At 33.6% G+C, this 17,017-nt stretch carries 15 protein-coding genes; 11 read left to right on the top strand and 4 right to left on the bottom strand.

Annotated elements, in window-relative coordinates; translation table 11 throughout:
* Positions 1-76 precede the first annotated feature (76 nt).
* Positions 77-2,221, top strand: a complete 2,145-nt coding sequence (locus DZ60_RS0111395) for a KAP family P-loop NTPase fold protein (protein WP_025742198.1) — start codon at positions 77-79, stop codon at positions 2,219-2,221.
* 128 nt (positions 2,222-2,349) lie between these two features.
* Here the strand turns inward: DZ60_RS0111395 and DZ60_RS0111390 are convergent, their stop codons facing one another.
* On the bottom strand, positions 2,350-3,006 hold the full coding sequence (locus DZ60_RS0111390; RefSeq protein WP_025742197.1) for a hypothetical protein: 657 nt from the start codon (positions 3,004-3,006) through the stop codon (positions 2,350-2,352).
* Positions 3,007-3,149: 143 nt separating this feature from the next.
* Positions 3,150-4,502 (bottom strand): serine hydrolase domain-containing protein, encoded by a 1,353-nt coding sequence (locus tag DZ60_RS0111385; protein ID WP_034229498.1) that lies wholly within the window; start codon positions 4,500-4,502, stop codon positions 3,150-3,152.
* 83 nt (positions 4,503-4,585) lie between these two features.
* Between DZ60_RS0111385 and DZ60_RS0111380 the strand changes: the two genes are divergently transcribed.
* The 9 genes from DZ60_RS0111380 (at position 4,586) to DZ60_RS0111340 (ending at position 12,715) form a co-directional block, all read left to right on the top strand.
* Positions 4,586-5,800: an aminotransferase class V-fold PLP-dependent enzyme gene (locus DZ60_RS0111380; RefSeq protein ID WP_025742195.1), complete on the top strand. Its 1,215-nt coding sequence runs from the start codon at positions 4,586-4,588 to the stop codon at positions 5,798-5,800.
* A gap of 200 nt (positions 5,801-6,000) precedes the next feature.
* A complete protein-coding gene (locus DZ60_RS0111375; RefSeq protein WP_025742194.1) occupies positions 6,001-7,125 on the top strand; it encodes a hypothetical protein in 1,125 nt (374 codons plus the stop codon).
* Positions 7,126-7,279: 154 nt separating this feature from the next.
* Positions 7,280-8,296 (top strand): zinc metalloprotease, encoded by a 1,017-nt coding sequence (locus tag DZ60_RS0111370; protein ID WP_025742193.1) that lies wholly within the window; start codon positions 7,280-7,282, stop codon positions 8,294-8,296.
* Positions 8,297-8,334: 38 nt separating this feature from the next.
* On the top strand, positions 8,335-8,835 hold the full coding sequence (locus tag DZ60_RS24255; protein WP_152537416.1) for a hypothetical protein: 501 nt from the start codon (positions 8,335-8,337) through the stop codon (positions 8,833-8,835).
* A 176-nt stretch (positions 8,836-9,011) separates the two neighbouring features.
* Positions 9,012-9,434 (top strand): SufE family protein, encoded by a 423-nt coding sequence (locus tag DZ60_RS0111360; protein ID WP_025742191.1) that lies wholly within the window; start codon positions 9,012-9,014, stop codon positions 9,432-9,434.
* A 47-nt stretch (positions 9,435-9,481) separates the two neighbouring features.
* On the top strand, positions 9,482-9,808 hold the full coding sequence (locus tag DZ60_RS0111355) for an SUF system Fe-S cluster assembly protein (protein WP_025742190.1): 327 nt from the start codon (positions 9,482-9,484) through the stop codon (positions 9,806-9,808).
* 40 nt (positions 9,809-9,848) lie between these two features.
* Positions 9,849-10,358, top strand: a complete 510-nt coding sequence (locus DZ60_RS0111350) for a DUF2480 family protein (protein WP_025742189.1) — start codon at positions 9,849-9,851, stop codon at positions 10,356-10,358.
* Positions 10,359-10,530: 172 nt separating this feature from the next.
* Positions 10,531-11,463 (top strand): DUF3078 domain-containing protein, encoded by a 933-nt coding sequence (locus DZ60_RS0111345; protein WP_025742188.1) that lies wholly within the window; start codon positions 10,531-10,533, stop codon positions 11,461-11,463.
* Positions 11,464-11,686: 223 nt separating this feature from the next.
* The gene (locus tag DZ60_RS0111340; RefSeq protein WP_025742187.1) at positions 11,687-12,715 is read left to right on the top strand and encodes a DUF3078 domain-containing protein; all 1,029 of its coding nucleotides are present in this window, start codon (positions 11,687-11,689) and stop codon (positions 12,713-12,715) included.
* A gap of 89 nt (positions 12,716-12,804) precedes the next feature.
* Here the strand turns inward: DZ60_RS0111340 and hflX are convergent, their stop codons facing one another.
* Positions 12,805-14,013: a GTPase HflX gene (hflX, locus tag DZ60_RS0111335; protein ID WP_025742186.1), complete on the bottom strand. Its 1,209-nt coding sequence runs from the start codon at positions 14,011-14,013 to the stop codon at positions 12,805-12,807.
* A gap of 134 nt (positions 14,014-14,147) precedes the next feature.
* Here hflX and DZ60_RS0111330 point away from each other — a divergent pair, with 134 nt between their 5' ends.
* Positions 14,148-15,125, top strand: coding sequence for an endonuclease/exonuclease/phosphatase family protein (locus DZ60_RS0111330; RefSeq protein ID WP_025742185.1), 978 nt, complete (start codon positions 14,148-14,150; stop codon positions 15,123-15,125).
* Positions 15,126-15,223: 98 nt separating this feature from the next.
* On the opposite strand, the gene DZ60_RS24250 is transcribed toward DZ60_RS0111330, so the two are convergent.
* Positions 15,224-16,828: a M12 family metallopeptidase gene (locus tag DZ60_RS24250; RefSeq protein ID WP_025742184.1), complete on the bottom strand. Its 1,605-nt coding sequence runs from the start codon at positions 16,826-16,828 to the stop codon at positions 15,224-15,226.
* Positions 16,829-17,017: the final 189 nt, after the last annotated feature.

The raw sequence follows: 17,017 nt of genomic DNA, 5'->3' as shown, positions 1-17,017 counted from the left end.
CCATTATCTTAGACCTTTATAAAGGGCCGAAGATAATGGGGTTTTTATTTTAACTAAATCATTGTTTAGAAAAATTATGACAAACACCCACACGTTTTCTCAAGAGCCAATTACTCATAAAAAAGATGATTTATTAGGTTTTGAATTCTATGCAGATAAAGTCAAAGAAATAATACGGCAAACGGCATCAGATCCTTCGCCATTAAGTATTGGTGTTTATGGAAAATGGGGAGAAGGTAAGACATCATTTTTAAAGCTTGTAGAGCGGGATATAGAGCTTTTTCAGAAACCAAAAAATGGAGCAGGGATTATAAAATATCATTTTAATCCGTGGATGTTTGATTCTCAAAACGAAATGCTTTTTGAGTTTTTTAATGGATTGTCAAAGAGATTGTTTATTGAGAAAAATGATACGTTAACCAATATCGGGAAACAACTTATAAAGTATAGTAAGTACCTGAAAAGCGTCAAATTATCAGCATCGGTAGGACTGCCTATGTTGGCTGGAGGAAAAATAGCTTTTTCCCCTAACGAAGTTATGGAAACCCTGGGCTATGCTTTACAAGGAGAGGAAGAAACATTAGAAGGATTAAGAAAGGAGATTAATACTGCTCTAAAAGAATATAAACATAAAATTATCATTTTTATCGATGATTTAGATCGATTAGATAAAGATGAAATTTATAAGCTCTTAAAAATTGTAAAGCTCAATGCCAATTTTGAGAATGTAGTTTATTTTGTTGCCTTAGACCATGATCAAGTTGCAAAAGCAATAGGACAACGATATGGTGATGGAGAAGAGGATGGAAAGGTGTTTTTAGAAAAAATCTTTGATATCCCCATTATGTTACCAGGAGTTCGCAAAGTTGATTTGAAAAAATTGTTTCAAAAAAAACTCGATACTATAACAGGAAGATTATATCCCGAAAATAAAAGACAACAATTAAAATTAGATGAAATAGTAAATGCATTTCCTTTAATGCGTTTCAAAAGTCCTAGAGAAATTTACAGAACCCTTCATAGTTTTTTTATCGGTGCTTTTGCTATTGGGGATGAGGTGAATTTATATCATTTGTTTTGGGTGGAGTACATAAAAGTCAAATACCCAGAATTGTATAACGAACTAAAAAATTATGAAATCCCTCAAAGAATATCCCATAGAGGAACTATAATAGATTTTGAAGAAACAGAGATTAATTCTGAATTTATGCGTATCTATCATAATGATGCCAATGTGTTTGGAGGGACCTCATATATGGACTGTCTTTTAAATGCTTACCCACAAACCAAGTATGTTTTATATCATTTATTTTATCATAAAAGACATTGCGGTCCTAAGTTAGAAGAAGAGTTTCATCAAGGATTGTGTATAAATCATGTTAATCATTATCATAAGTATTTTACGTATCATATCTCTGATGCAATCTCAAGAGTATATATTTATGACTTGAAAAAAGGGATCGAATCAAAAGATATAACGATCAAAGAAACCATTCTATTGCCGCTTCTAGAACAAGACAAAGCTTCAGCCATACAAGAATTTGAAAACATCCTGTACTTTGAAGATGACAGGAAGAACATAACTTTTTTTAGTAAACTTTTGCTGTCAATTTTAGGTGAATTTGATGATCACAAAACTTTTATTTTTAAAACAGAAAAAGAAAATATGCTGCTAGCTGTAGGAACAAAATTAAAAAGTACGGAAGGCATTGATTTCAAAGACTTCTTGGAGGAGTTTAAATTAATGTCTCTCAAAGACCTTTGTTATTTGAGAATATACTTAGAAATTAACGATGAATCTATTGATCAATCTATTGTTAATCGATTAAATGGTTATGAGAATTATAAATATATCCTTATAGAATCCCCTGAAAGCACATACATTATTGGGGCATTTAGAATTTGGAAAGATACCGATCCGAAGTCTTTTGAGAATTTTATCAATTCAATTTTAAAGGATAAAGAGTTATTAGGTCTTTTTATCAGAAATTTTGCAGCTTACACATATTCAAACACTAATTTTTTCAATGCAATTTCTTTAGATAATTATGAGTACTTAGGATCATTAGTTCCTATTCATATAATTGTACAAGCAATTTTAAGACACTATCCATCCATGCAACCCTTTGATGATTTTAGATTCAGTCTTGTCAATGAGAGTACTATAGAAGATAATATCCGCCAAGTCTTTACGTATTATAAGTCAGAACATCAAAGTTAAAAAAGATCACATATTATATTTTAGTCTAAACCTATTACTAATAGAAATTCTAATGCATACCAAAAACACCAGATTCAATAAGAATCTGGTGTTTTTGGCAATAGTTGTACTTTACAAAACAGAGCGGATCAAAAAGTCAGCACTTCTGCACCTCCCTCTGTGCCAATATCCTGACATTCTCCCTGAATACAAATTTCATCTTCATCACATTCATTACAAGGGTCCGAGGTACAAATACCATTTATACAAATTTGATCAGGTGTACAGTCTGCGCAAGGATCAGTTGCTTGACAGATCCCGTTAATACAGATCTGATCAGGAGCACAGTTAGCACAGGGATCTATTTCTGTACAAGTGTCTTGAATACAAATTGTACCAGGAGGACAATTACCGCCACAAGGTTGTTCAGGCAATCCATCACCACCGCCCACAGCTTGACAGATCCCGTTGATACATATTTGACCCGGGCTACAATCGCAACCAGAATTTGCAAAAACACCGGTTTCCCAAAGGGTTAGTTGGTCTTTTAGCGTTACCACGTCGTATTTTTCGAGATCATATACAATGGCTCTTCCTGATTTTGCAGACATAACAATAGCACTTCCTTTTTTGAGCCAAATAGATTTCTTGTATTTGATGTATAGAGATGCTTTGTAATTTTTTGCCGTATTTATTTCTTTCTCTAGTGAGATTTGTTCGGGATTTTCTGAAATACCATCATGCTCTGGTTGACAGCTTAAAATAAAAAAAGAAGTCAAAAAAAAGATTAGTTTAATTGTTTTCATAATTGTGGTTTTTAATTTCTTACCCAAATTATATAGGATCAAACAATAAACAAAGAGGATAATAACCCATTATTTTTAGGGGTAAACTCCCTTTTTTTTAGGGTATTAAGTAGTGGTTTTAATAGCTTGCGCCATTTGTTAAATTATTTTATGGCTTCAACAATCCCTTTTAAAAACGTATTAAAATCAACACCATCGTCACCGATTAGCCCAAAACGAACGATTACCAAATCCTTTGATGGAATTATAAATATACGTTGTCCCTGATATCCATTTGCAGAATACATATCTCGCGGTGCATCAGGATAAAAACCACCGGCGTTTAACCAAAAATGCGCTCCATAATCTCCTTCGGATGTAGGACTTGGAGTTCTTACATACGTTTCCCAATCGGCATCAAAAATTTGAGTACCATTCCAGTTTCCTTTATGAAGATAGAGTAACCCAAATTTGCCCCAATCTCGTACTGTTGCCCAAGAGTACGAAGAACCAACATAATTACCAGCCATATCGGTTTCTATAACCATAGAATTCATGCCAATTTTGTCAATAAATGCTTCGTAAGGATAGTCTAGATATTCTTGATATGTCGAGAACTGTTTTCTCAAAATACCGGATAATAGATTAGAAGTGCCAGAGGAGTAATACCAATGCTCGTTTGGTTTATGAATTGCCTTTTTGTGTATCTGCGCTTTGGTCATATCTTTATCGAGATATAGCATTGTTGTTGCATCAGAAATAGAAGTATAATCTTCTTCCCAAGCCAAACCACTATTCATTTGAAGTAAATTATTAATAGTGATATTTTTTCTTTCGTCTTGTTGCCATTCTTTTATCGGTGCCTTATCATTAATATTTATTCTGTCTTGCTTTTCTAATACTCCAAAAGCAGTACAAAGAATACTTTTGGTCATAGACCACCCCAATAGCATAGAGGAAGCATTAAAACCATCCAAATATTTTTCTGCAATAATTTGGTCCTTGTGCAGCACGAGAACAGCACGAGTTTTTTGTTGTTGTACTCCTTCTTTATCAAAAATAGCGTTTACAGTTTTTTGTATTTTTTGATAATTAATATTTTCGAATAATGTATCTTTTTGAGGTAAATCTCCATACGGAAAAGACAAGTTAGTTTTAGAAAATGTTCTTTTAGGAACCAGAAAAGGAGCATTTTCATCAAAAGTATCATCAATTAAAATACTACCCAATCCCTCGCGATAAATTGCTTTTCGTTTTTTGAGACCATATACATTGGCAGTTGTATATTTTTTGTCTTTTACTGCCTCATCAGTAGCTAATTTTATATTAGGGACATTGTGGTCTGTATTATCAGTATATTCAAGTGTTCTATTTGCTAAAAACACTGAGGAGCTCATGTTTTTTGCAGAAAACCCTGATATAATATCAAGCTTTGGATAGTTTTGAGCGATAACAATACCAATGATGAGTACCAAGAGGAAAAGAATAATCCGGCCAATTTTTTTGAATAACTTCATTATACACTAGAAATGATTAAATCATTCTAAAAATAAACAATCCTGATTAAAAATACTTAGTACTTTTGCAGAAAGAAATTGATATGTTCGATGTACTAAAAATTAGAGAGGATTTTCCTATTCTTAAACGAGAAGTTAACGGAAAACCATTGGTATATTTTGATAATGCTGCAACCTCTCAGACACCACAAATTGTAATAGATGCTATTGTCGATTATTATAGCAATTATAATGCAAATATTCATAGAGGAGTGCATACCCTATCTCAAGAAGCTACAGACGCTTATGAGATAGCAAGAAAAAAAATACAAGAACATTTTAATGCAAAACATAGTCATGAGATTATAATGACATCAGGAACAACCCACGGTATTAATATTGTGGCAACTGGATTTACGACACTGCTCTCTCCTGGTGATGAAATTATTGTTTCGGCCTTAGAACATCATTCTAATATTGTTCCTTGGCAAATGCTTTGTGAACGTACTGGTGCCATTCTCAAAGTAATTCCTATGAATGAAAAGGGAGAATTGGTTATGAATGTATATGATCAACTACTTTCTGAAAAAACGAAACTCGTATTTACCAATCATATTTCTAATGCACTCGGAACGATTAATCCTATAGAAGAGATTATAGAAAAAGCACATAAAATAGGAGCAGCGGTATTAATTGATGGAGCACAGTCATGCCCTCATATCAAACCTGATGTACAATCACTAGATGTCGATTTTTATGTAGCCTCTGCACATAAACTTTGTGGTCCTACGGGTGTTGGTTTATTGTACGGAAAAGAAGAATGGCTCAACAAACTACCACCGTATCAAGGAGGAGGAGAAATGATTGATCAAGTAACATTCGAAAAAACTACCTATGCAGGTTTGCCTCACAAATTCGAAGCAGGAACACCTAATATTTGTGGTGGTATTGCATTTGGTGTAGCTCTAGATTATATGAATAGTATAGGCTTTGACGCTATTGAGACATACGAAAAGGAATTATTAGTATATGGCACAAAAAAACTAGAAGAAATCGAAGGTTTAAAAGTGTACGGGACCTCTAAGAACAAAACTTCAGTAATCTCCTTTAATATAGGAGATATTCACCCTTATGATATAGGAACCATTGTAGATAAGTTAGGGATTGCAGTGCGCACCGGGCACCATTGTGCACAACCCATTATGGATTTTTATAAAATACCAGGAACCATAAGAGCTTCATTTTCATTCTATAATACAAAAGAAGAAATAGATGCCTTAGTAGAAGCCGTAAAAAAGGCGAAAATGATGCTTTCATAAAAGTAAAAACGCTGAAATATTCAATAGGGTATTGTTACCACCAGTTTCACTGAAAAGGAGGTAGTATTTCTTGTTGTAAAACAATATCTTTATAGAATCTGTTTTTAATTAAAAATCAGCATGTTACAAAATGGTGTGTACAATATCGATACACGTTATTTCGTTTACTATGATATCATAACCCCCAATGTAGTTACAGTATGAAATCCAATCTTCTTTTCAAAAAATATGGAGTAACCTTATTTTCAATTTTTATTATAGCATCTTGTAGTAATGAGTCAGAAAACACAAGTGATTCTGTGGTTGTTGATAATCCATTAGATAATCCTTTTGATGGGATTGTGGCAGGAAATCCTGAGGGTAATTATCCTATTCCTACAGAAGCAGGATTAGAAGATGTTTCTAGTCCAGATACAGTAGTTGGTGATGGTACTCCTGAGAGTTGCACAGGACAGGTTTTTATCGATGCTGTAGCACAAGGAGGTAAAATTGTTTTTGATTGTGGTCCAGATCCAATTACCATTACACTTACTTCGCCGGCAAAAGTATTTAATAATGCCAATACCGAAGTTGTCATTGATGGTGGTGGTTTGATAACACTTAGTGGAGGTGGCCAGACTCGGATTCTGTATATGAACACCTGTGATCCTGATCAGGTATGGACAACAGATCATTGTCAGAATCAGGACCATCCGAGATTAACGGTACAAAATATTACGTTTGCGAATGGAAATTCTACTAATGAAACCGAATATGATGGTGGTGGTGCAATATGGATAAGAGGAGGACGGTTTAAAGCCGTAAATACCAGATTCTTTAATAATATCTGTGCCAGTGTGGGTCCAGATGTAGGAGGAGGTGCCATTAGAGTATTTAGTCAATACGATGATCAACCTGTATATATTGTGAATAGTACTTTTGGAGGAAAAGAAGGATACGGTAACTCAGGGTCAAATGGAGGAGCTGTAAGTAGCATAGGAGTATCCTGGACACTTATTAACAGTCTGTTCTCCTATAATACAGCAATTGGTAATGGAGGAAATCCCAGCGTAGCCGGAACCCCAGGAGGAGGAAGTGGTGGTGCTATATACAACGACGGAAATACTATGACATTAGAAGTACTTGGTACGGTAATAGAACACAATGAGGTAAATGATTTTGGCGCTGCTATTATCTTTGTTAGCAATGACCATTCGGGAAATGTTGTTATAGAAGATTCAACAATTCAAAATAATATAGGAGGTTCATGGTACCCTGCATATCCTGGGATTTCGGCGCATAGTGATACAGATATTAATGTTACTAATTCTACAATAACAGAATAAAGTCGTTTTTTGAATTTTCAATTAATCTAATTTAACATAGTAACAGTCAAATCATTAAATAATGTTATTCTTTGTTAAAGAGTAAAACAAGTTTCTTTTATTTCTTGTTTTATACTTATATTGATATAGTATCTCTTTATAAGTTAAAATAGACATGAAGACTATTCAAAATATATTGGTTTTAATGATACTTGTAGCACTTTTAGCAAATTGCATACCTTCTAAAAAACGCAATGCTGATACAGAGAATCAAGAAGGAAACCAACAGGAGAATCCAGAAACCCAAACTTCAGATTCATTACAGAGCCAATCTTTAATTCGGTGCAGTACCATGGAAGTTTTAGAAAAACACATGGCAAGAACACCTGATTTAAGGTCAAAAATGGAAACCATAGAAACACTATGTCAACGTGTAATTCAAAGAAATAAGAAAAATAAGGTCAGTGGTACCGATACAATTTCGATTCCGACAATAGTTCATGTGATCTATAGCAATGATGTCGAAAATATAAGTGACGAACAGATTTCTTCTCAGATAGATGTACTGAATCAAGATTTTACCAAAACAAATGAAGATAGTTCTCAAATTCCGGAAGAATTTATGGGTATTGCGGCAGAAACGAACATACATTTTTCACTAGATAGTATCCTTAGAATTCCTGCTACAAGGGATTCTTGGGGGACCGATGATCAAATGAAATTTGCATCAAATGGTGGATCTAACGTTATTAGCCCCGAGACGCATCTTAATATCTGGGTATGTACTATTGGTGGTGGGATTTTGGGATATGCGCAATTTCCTGGTGATAGTGCTGACACCGATGGTATTGTGGTAAGTTCTCAATTTTTTGGAACAAAAGGGTCAGTTACCCCACCATTTAACAAAGGAAGAACAACAACCCATGAAGTAGGACATTGGTTAAATTTAAGACATATTTGGGGAGATGGTAATTGTAGTCAGGACGATTTTGTAGAGGACACCCCAAGGTCAGATGGACCCAATTATGGTTGTCCGGAGTATCCTATTGTGCGTTGTGAGTCTAATGATATTACAATGAATTTTATGGATTATACAGATGATGCATGTATGTATATGTTTACAGAAGGACAAAAAGAAAGGATGAGATCGGTTTTTGCAATAGATGGTCCTCGAGAAAGTTTTATAAAATAGATGAGTGGTGGTATTATTTTGAAACTAAAAGAAAAAATATGTGTAGGATAGTGACTATAGTAAGTATTTTATTCTTTTTGATTTCTTGTCAGGAGGTTAGAAAAGAATCCAGTGTAAGTGCATTTGTGTCAAATACAATAGAACGATCTGATACTGTTTCATACACATATCTTCAAGAAAAAATAGAAAGCCTTAGGTATGAGACAATGAGTAGGGGGGCTTTTTTTTCGATAAAGGTTTCTGCTGATTTTATAGAAAAGACCGAGGATAGAAACAAAAAAGATATTGGGTCTAAAAAATGTTCTAAAGACGATTGGGCTACAATCCAGTCTAGTTTGAATAAAATAGATCTTGAGAAGATACACAAATTAGAAACACCAACAGATTATAAAAGTGTGGATCGAGCGTTACATGCAAAATTGATAATCCGCTCATCCTCAAAAACATATACATCGTCTTCTTTTGATCATGGTAGTCCGCCTAAAGAAATAAAGCAATTAGTAAACACTATACTATCATTGGGAGAAAATATAGAATAACCAATATTCATTGGTCAACTATATCGATTTTTAGGGCAGAGAAATAATGAAAATAATTACTATTTAATAGGTATAACTTTTAAATGGTAATGTTAATAGTACTAGCTGAATATTTTGTTCTTTTCTGTTCAAAGTTCAAACGGTATTATTGTATTTTTGTTAAAAAATTGCAAGTAATGACAATACAGGAAATTCAGGAAGAGATTGTTGATGAGTTCGACATGTTTGAGGATTGGATGCAACGATATGAGTATATGATAGAGTTAGGTAAGTCACTTCCTCTTATCGAAGAGAAGTATAAAACTGAAGACAATATTATCAAAGGGTGTCAGAGCAAAGTTTGGGTTCATGCAGAGATGAAGGATGATAAAGTAGTGTTCACCGCTGATAGTGATGCAATTATTACCAAAGGTATTATTGCGATATTAATACGCGTTTTTTCAGGACAACATCCTACTCATATTATTGATGCTGATACAGGCTTTATAGATGAAATAGGATTAAAAGAACATTTGTCGCCAACACGTGCAAATGGTTTGGTTAGTATGATCAAACAAATAAAAATGTACGCTGTTGCGTACCAAACACAATTGAATTAATTATTTTTTGATTGAGTTTTTCTATCAAAAGACACTAAAAAAAGAAAATGAGTGATATTACTATAAATACAAATGAATTGGGCGAAAAAATTGTAGGTGTATTAAAAACGATTTACGATCCCGAAATTCCGGTGGATATATACGAATTAGGATTGATATATGATGTTTTTGTTAATGAAGACTATGATGTAAAAATTTTGATGACACTTACCTCTCCTAATTGCCCGGTTGCAGAATCTTTACCAGAAGAGGTAAAGGAAAAAGTAAAGTCTCTTAATGCAGTAAACGATGTAGAATTAGAACTAACATTTGACCCACCTTGGTCACAAGACTTGATGAGCGAGGAAGCTAAGTTAGAATTAGGGATGTTATAAGTAGTTTATCAATATCTAATAAGGAAGTTTTTAATATACTATGGCAGAAGAAATAGTAAATAGAGTAGCAAATAATAAAAAGCTAATTACTTTTGATTTAGAAGATTATTATCCTGAAGGCAATCGCATTCTTTTTGATATCAAGGATTGGCTTTTTGAGGGGTTACTACTGCGGGAGAAAGATTTTAGAAAACATGTAGCGGATCATGATTGGAGTCAATATCAAGACACCTATGTAGCTCTTACTTGCTCTACAGATGCAATTATCCCGGGATGGGCCTACCTTTTGGTAACAAGTGCATTGGCACCTATAGCCAAAAAAGTAGTTGTAGGTTCACTAGAAATTCTGGAGACCATACTATATAACGAAATTATAGATCGTTTGGACGTTTCTGGATATCAAGACAAATTATTAATTATAAAAGGGTGTGCAAATAAACCAGTTCCTCAAGGAGCCTATATTACTTTAATTCAAAAATTGCAACCTCTTGCAAAGAGTATTATGTATGGCGAAGCCTGTTCTTCGGTTCCGTTGTATAAAAGAAAATAATTACTTTATCGGTGTTTATGGTATTATACCGAAAAATCAATGCCGTCATCAGCTTTTTTTTATACCCATGATTTGGGTTCCTTTAAATTTGCCGATGATAAATTAAATGTCTTATTTTAAAAAAAACTTTTAGGACTTTTTATTTCAAATTAATTAAAATTCAACAAAAATGATTAAAAAACTCATTTTATTAACTACGTTTTTATTGGGAGTCGTATCCTTAAACGCACAAACAGAAGAAGAGCTAAAGACTATATTGTCTGCAAAAAAAGATTCTATCGCCGCTATTGAAGGAAGGGCAAATGCAATTCAGGCACAAATAGATGCATTACCAGGATGGAAAATAGGTGCCTTTGGTACTTTAGGAGGAAGTCTTTCTGGTTATCAAAACTGGTTTTCACAGGCAGCACCTAACAACTCTGCAGGAACAATAGGAGCAACATTAAATGCATATGCCAACTTAAAACAAGAAAAATATTTTTGGAGAAATAGTTTAAATGTAAATCTTTCTTGGGTAAAACTAGATAATGAAGATGATCCTACTGATGAGGAAGATTTTAAAGAGACGAATGATATTTTTACACTAACTTCTCTATTTGGTTATAATCTATCAAAAACGTTAGCAGTATCAACATTAGGCGAATACAGAACAACATTGTTAAATAACTTTAATGATCCTGGATATTTAGATCTTGGGGTTGGTTTTACTTGGACTCCAATTCCAGACCTTATTGTAGTTGTTCATCCATTAAACTATAACTTCGTATTTAGTGAAGGTGATTCGGTATTCGAATCTTCTTTGGGAGCAAAAATTGTAGCCGATTACACACGTAAAATAGGTGCAATTAACTTCAAAACGAATCTATCTGCATTTATGAGTTATGAAGATGCTGATTACTCAAACTGGCAGTGGACTAATTCATTCGCGTATACTTTGTGGAAAAAGATTGGTGTTGGATTTGATTTTGGTCTAAGAAGTAATAAGCAAGAAGCGTTAAACTATGCCATAGCTCAAATTGCTGATGGTGATACGGTACCAACGTTAGAGAATGTTGATAATGAATTACAAACTTTCTGGAATCTAGGAATGAGTTATTCTTTCTAGTAAATGAGGTGTAAACCATTTTAATACAATATTGATATATAATCCCCGTATTTTCTAAGAAAATACGGGGATTTCTCTTTCTAAAAACGTGAAGATCAAATTACATCTTAACTCAGAATTGGCATAAAATTACATTTTAAATAGAATTATTTGGCATTCGTACTTTTTGTAAACCTAAACACATCTATTACCTTTGTATCCTACTCCTGCATAGAATTATCAAATGAAGCGATTATATATAGCTGCTTTTTTATTTCTTTTATTTTCAAAAATTTCTGGTCAAGAAGAAGGAAAACCAAAAATGCTTGATTCAATTCAAGTGCAATTAGAAAGGTCTTTAGATAGTATATTAAAAAACACAACTAGAGAATTAAACACCATAGTTCTTACTAAAAAGTTAAAAGAAATAAACCCCGCAAAGACTAAAGTTACAGAACAAGAAGGGTGGAAAAGCAAAGGGCTTTTTTCATTACTTTTTAATCAATCTGCGTTTAATTATGATTGGCAGGCAGGAGGAACTTCAAATATTTCGGGAAATACTGCTGTTGCCTATGAGTTTAATTATAAGAAGAATAGCCTGACGTGGGATAACAAGATTATAGCAGATTATGGACTTACTTTTTTAAAAGAAGAGGTTTTTGCACGTAAAACTAGTGATAGAATTGAGTTCAATTCTAGGTTAGGGCAGAGAATCGATGAAAGTTTTTGGAATTATTCCTTATTTGTTAATTTCATTTCTCAATTTGCAAAAGGATATGAATTTAGTACTGATCCTGATACAGGCGAAACCATTCGTACCGAAGAAACGCATTTCTTTTCACCTGCCTATCTGCAAGTAGGGCCAGGTTTACTCTGGAAAAAAAGTGACAATCTCAATATTAACATTGCCCCTGTAACGGGACGTTTGATAGTTGTAGACGATAAATTTACTAGCGGAGATACTTATGTTGATGGTGATTATTTTGGAGTCGATAAATATAAAAGCTCTAGATTCGAGTTTGGAGGATCTCTGGCAGCCAATTTTAAATTTGTTCTGGTAAAAAATATTACCGTAGAGCATCTTCTTACTATGTATTCGAATTATATAGAAGACTGGGCAAATGTTGATATCGACTATACGTTAAATATTAATTTATTGGTAAATAAATATATTACCGGGAGTTTTGTTTTTCAGAGTATCTATGATGATAATGCGACTAACGGGTTTCAGATCAGAGAGGTAATGGGGATAGGTCTTAAATATGAATTTTAGTAGTGCACATGTATGGGTATAGTAAGAACAGGCCAAAACTAAAACAAAAGTAAAGGGCATTAGGATATCAAGATTTTAAAAAGAGATTTTTACTCCTCTACAATTTCTGGATACAAAAAGTTATTATAAGGAAAGCGAGTCACATGTATATCACGCACTTCTTTATACACACGGTTTCTAAAATCATCAATGTTTTCTTTGTTAATAGCAGAGATAAATAGCGCATTGTCACCGATTCTACTCATCCATGTTTGTTTCCATTCATCAAGAGTATAATGTGCTTTTGTTTTTTCTGTTATCAAATCATCAGCATCAATAGTTTCATGTTGATAGGCATCTATTTTATTAAAAATCATAATAGTTGCTTTATCACGACAATCGATTTCACCTAATATTTTGTTTACAGATTCGATATGATCTTCGAATTGAGGATGCGAAATATCAACTACGTGCAATAATAAGTCAGCCTCTCGAACCTCGTCAAGTGTACTTTTAAAACTCTCTACAAGTTGAGTAGGAAGCTTTCTTATAAAACCGACAGTATCACTAAGTAAAAAAGGAAGATTACCAATAACGACTTTGCGTACTGTAGTATCTAGTGTTGCAAAAAGTTTGTTTTCTGCAAAAACCTTACTTTTTGCAACAACATTCATCAAAGTAGATTTTCCCACATTCGTATACCCAACCAAAGCGACACGAACTAATTTTCCGCGGTTACCACGCTGGGTTGCCATTTGCTTATCGATAGTAAGTAATTTCTTTTTGAGCAAAGAAATGCGATCTCTTACTATTCGCCTATCTGTTTCAATTTCTGTTTCTCCAGGTCCTCTCATCCCGATACCTCCCCTTTGACGCTCTAAGTGTGTCCAAAGGCCTGTTAATCTTGGTAATAGGTATTGATATTGAGCTAATTCTACTTGGGTGCGTGCATAACTGGTTTGTGCACGCTGTGCAAAAATATCAAGAATCAAGTTTGTTCGATCAATAATTTTGGCTTTTAGTGTACGCTCGATGTTACGCAGTTGGCCAGGAGATAATTCATCATCAAAAACAACAGTCCCAATATCATGTTGCTCAACATAAATACGTACTTCTTCTAGCTTACCAGAACCAATAAAAGTTTTTGAATTAGGGATATCCATTTTTTGAGTAAATCGCTTTACGACCTCACCACCTGCGGTATAAGTAAGAAACGCTAACTCGTCCAAAAATTCATTGAGTTTTTCCTCATCTTGATTTTTGGTAATAATTCCTATTAAAACTGTTTTTTCGTATGCTACTTCCGTCTTTTCTATCATTGGCTACCGTATCTTCTATATCTTAAATTTGTTATATTGTGCCTTTAACCCAATTTTGATCGGGGTTACAAAAATACAATAATAATATACTCAAGAGTCTATAATATAAAGGCTTTCTTGCAAAAATCACCAGAATGTCGAACAAGTTTTATTTCAAAAAAACAATTACAGATTATTATACAGTTGCATTTTATAACTTAGAAAACCTATTCGATACCAAAGATGATCCGTATACTTTGGATGAGGACTTTCTGCCTGATTCTGAAAAAAAATGGAACCAAAAACGGTATCAAAAGAAAATATTTAAACTAGGCACGGCGATATCTAATATAGGCTTTCTTAAAACCAGAAAAGCTCCGGTATTGATTGGTGTTGCCGAAGCAGAAAACAAAGCAGTTCTCGAAGACCTTATTCAGTCTAAGCATTTAAAAGAGAAACAATACGGTATAGTGCACTACGATTCACCTGATGAGCGTGGTATTGATGTGGGTTTACTGTATCAAAAAGAATATTTTGAGGTAATACATTCTGAGAATATTCCTGTACTTGTCAATAACCCAGATGGCAATAGAGATTATACACGTGATATTTTGTGGGTTACAGGAAATCTTAATCAAGAAGAAGTACATATTTTGGTAAATCATTGGCCTTCTCGACGTGATGGGGCAGAAGGTACCGCATATAAGCGTATTGCTGCAGCAAAAAAAAACAGAGAAATTATTGATAGGATTACCTCAGAGAATGAAGATGCAAAAATTATCATTATGGGTGATTTTAATGATGACCCCTCTTGCGAGAGTGTTAGAAAACATTTGGTTAAGCATGATCTTTTTAATCCAATGGAACGATTACTAACTAGATATAGAGGAACTACCAATTACAGAGGTCAATGGAATCTCTTTGATCAGATTATTTTTAGTCATAATTTTCATAAATATGAGAAAGGAAAGCATACTTTTTCGGATGCTAAAATTTTTGATCCCGATTTTTTAAAAGTATACAAAGGAAGATATAAGGGGACTCCTTTTAGGACATACGGAGGCAGAAAGTATAATGGAGGGTATAGTGATCATTTTCCGGTATTCGTGAGATTACAACATAATAAGATGTAAGAGCACTTCATTTTACAACTTCAAGGTAATCTTTGATAATAAAAAAGGTCGCATAAAATAGTTTTATGCGACCTTTTTTATTATCAAATCTGTTTCTATTAGAGTTTGATAATTGTAAACTCTTCTGAGGAAGTGATCTCATCTGTATCACAGGTCATTGAACCATCACCATTTTCAGAGCTTACGTATTTACCGTTATTTCCTTTTAGGGCATAGCTATCACCACCAAGACTAATGAGCTCAAATTTTTCCCAAGCACCAATTTCGGGTCTATTACAGTTCATAGCTTTTGTACCATTTTCACTACATACATATTCTCCATTACTTCCTTTTAAAGCAATTAGCCCATCTCCAGCATCAACAACTTCGAATTGTTCCCAAGCACCAATTTCGGGTCTATTACAGTTCATAGCTTTTGTGCCATTTTCACTGCATACATATTCTCCATTACTTCCTAGAAGTGCAATGACATCAGATATATTTATTATAGTATTTGATTCTATGAGTGCTATTTGAAATGCACTTTCTCCGTTAAGATAGTTTTCCCCAAAAATAAGCTTGTCCGTCCCATACTCTCTTGATAAATACATACCGCTGTTTGCAGATTGAATACCATAAGTTCCACCACCACTTCTATACAGATAAAGCTTTGTAGCATTCTCAATTGCATCTTGATCAAATCTCAAATAATCACCACTACCTTCGCTTAAATATTTACCATTATTTCCTTTTAGGTATACATAACCATCACCATAAGGGACTATTTCAAATTCTTCCCAGGTTCCTACCTCATCTCTATTTGCTGTGATATCACCTCCATTTTCTGAACTAACAAATGTCCCATATTTTTCAATAGAAATCTTTTTATTTGATCCTATTTGAGGATACATGATTTCTAATCCTTGAACATCTAAATAAGATAAGTTTTCGCTTTGCCTAGTAAAAGTACTTCCATTGCTTTTGGTTAATGTAGGTTGGCCATTTACAGAAAAGGCATAGGAGTCATATAGCATAACACTATTAAAATCAAATTCTGTGTATTCAGACCCATCAGTATTTCTTTCTACATAGGTTTGAAAATTATATTCTGAACCCGAACTAATATTTTCCCAATGTACCTCAAGATATTGATCCCTGTCATTTCTACTCTGTTCATGCCATAATCCTGCGGCATGCCCTATTTCATGTATAGTTTCTTCTACACCACAACCACTGCCTACAGAAACGTTATGCTCTGTATCTTCTCCATAATATCCTACACCAGCACTACAACCTGATCCTTCGTAAAATAAGAGTGAACCCTTAACATCTTCATAACTCCCAGTAAAAGATTTTTCTACAAATCTAAGGTTAGTAAATAGTTCCCAGTGTTCTATAGCATCTTCAACAATACTTGATGATACTGATGGATCTAGGACGTAGGTAATCGTATTATTTGGCCATCGATTACTTACCCGACCTACTGATTTACTACTTATGGAAGTGTCAATAGGGATTATAATATCTCCTAATCTGTATTCATTGCCTACTTTTAGTACGGTAACAAGATGACCGTTCAATTCAATTTCTACCCATTCCTGTTCTTGATTTATTACGCTTTCCTGACTAATCGATTCAAAATTTTCATTCTCGCAAGAATTAAAAATTGAAGCTATTGTTATCGAAAAGAAAAAAAGCAACAGTGTTTTTACGTGTTTTTTCATGATTTTAAAAGTTAGAGTTTTATAATTAAGATGTAGTGTTATAAAGGTTTAAAAAGAATTGTAACTGTCTATACAAGTAATTAGGAATCTTCTAAAGATTCGTTGTGTAATACATTGTATAAACTTCAAACCTTGGTTAAAAATTATAAATTTAACAAAAAATGATTTATGTGTAATTATTTAACTTTA

Origin of the sequence: Aquimarina pacifica, assembly GCF_000520955.1 — a bacterium.
Taxonomy (GTDB): Bacteria; Bacteroidota; Bacteroidia; order Flavobacteriales; family Flavobacteriaceae; genus Aquimarina; species Aquimarina pacifica.
The sequence above is the reverse complement of the archived record's forward strand: the minus strand, read 5'-3'. Positions and strand labels throughout refer to the sequence as shown.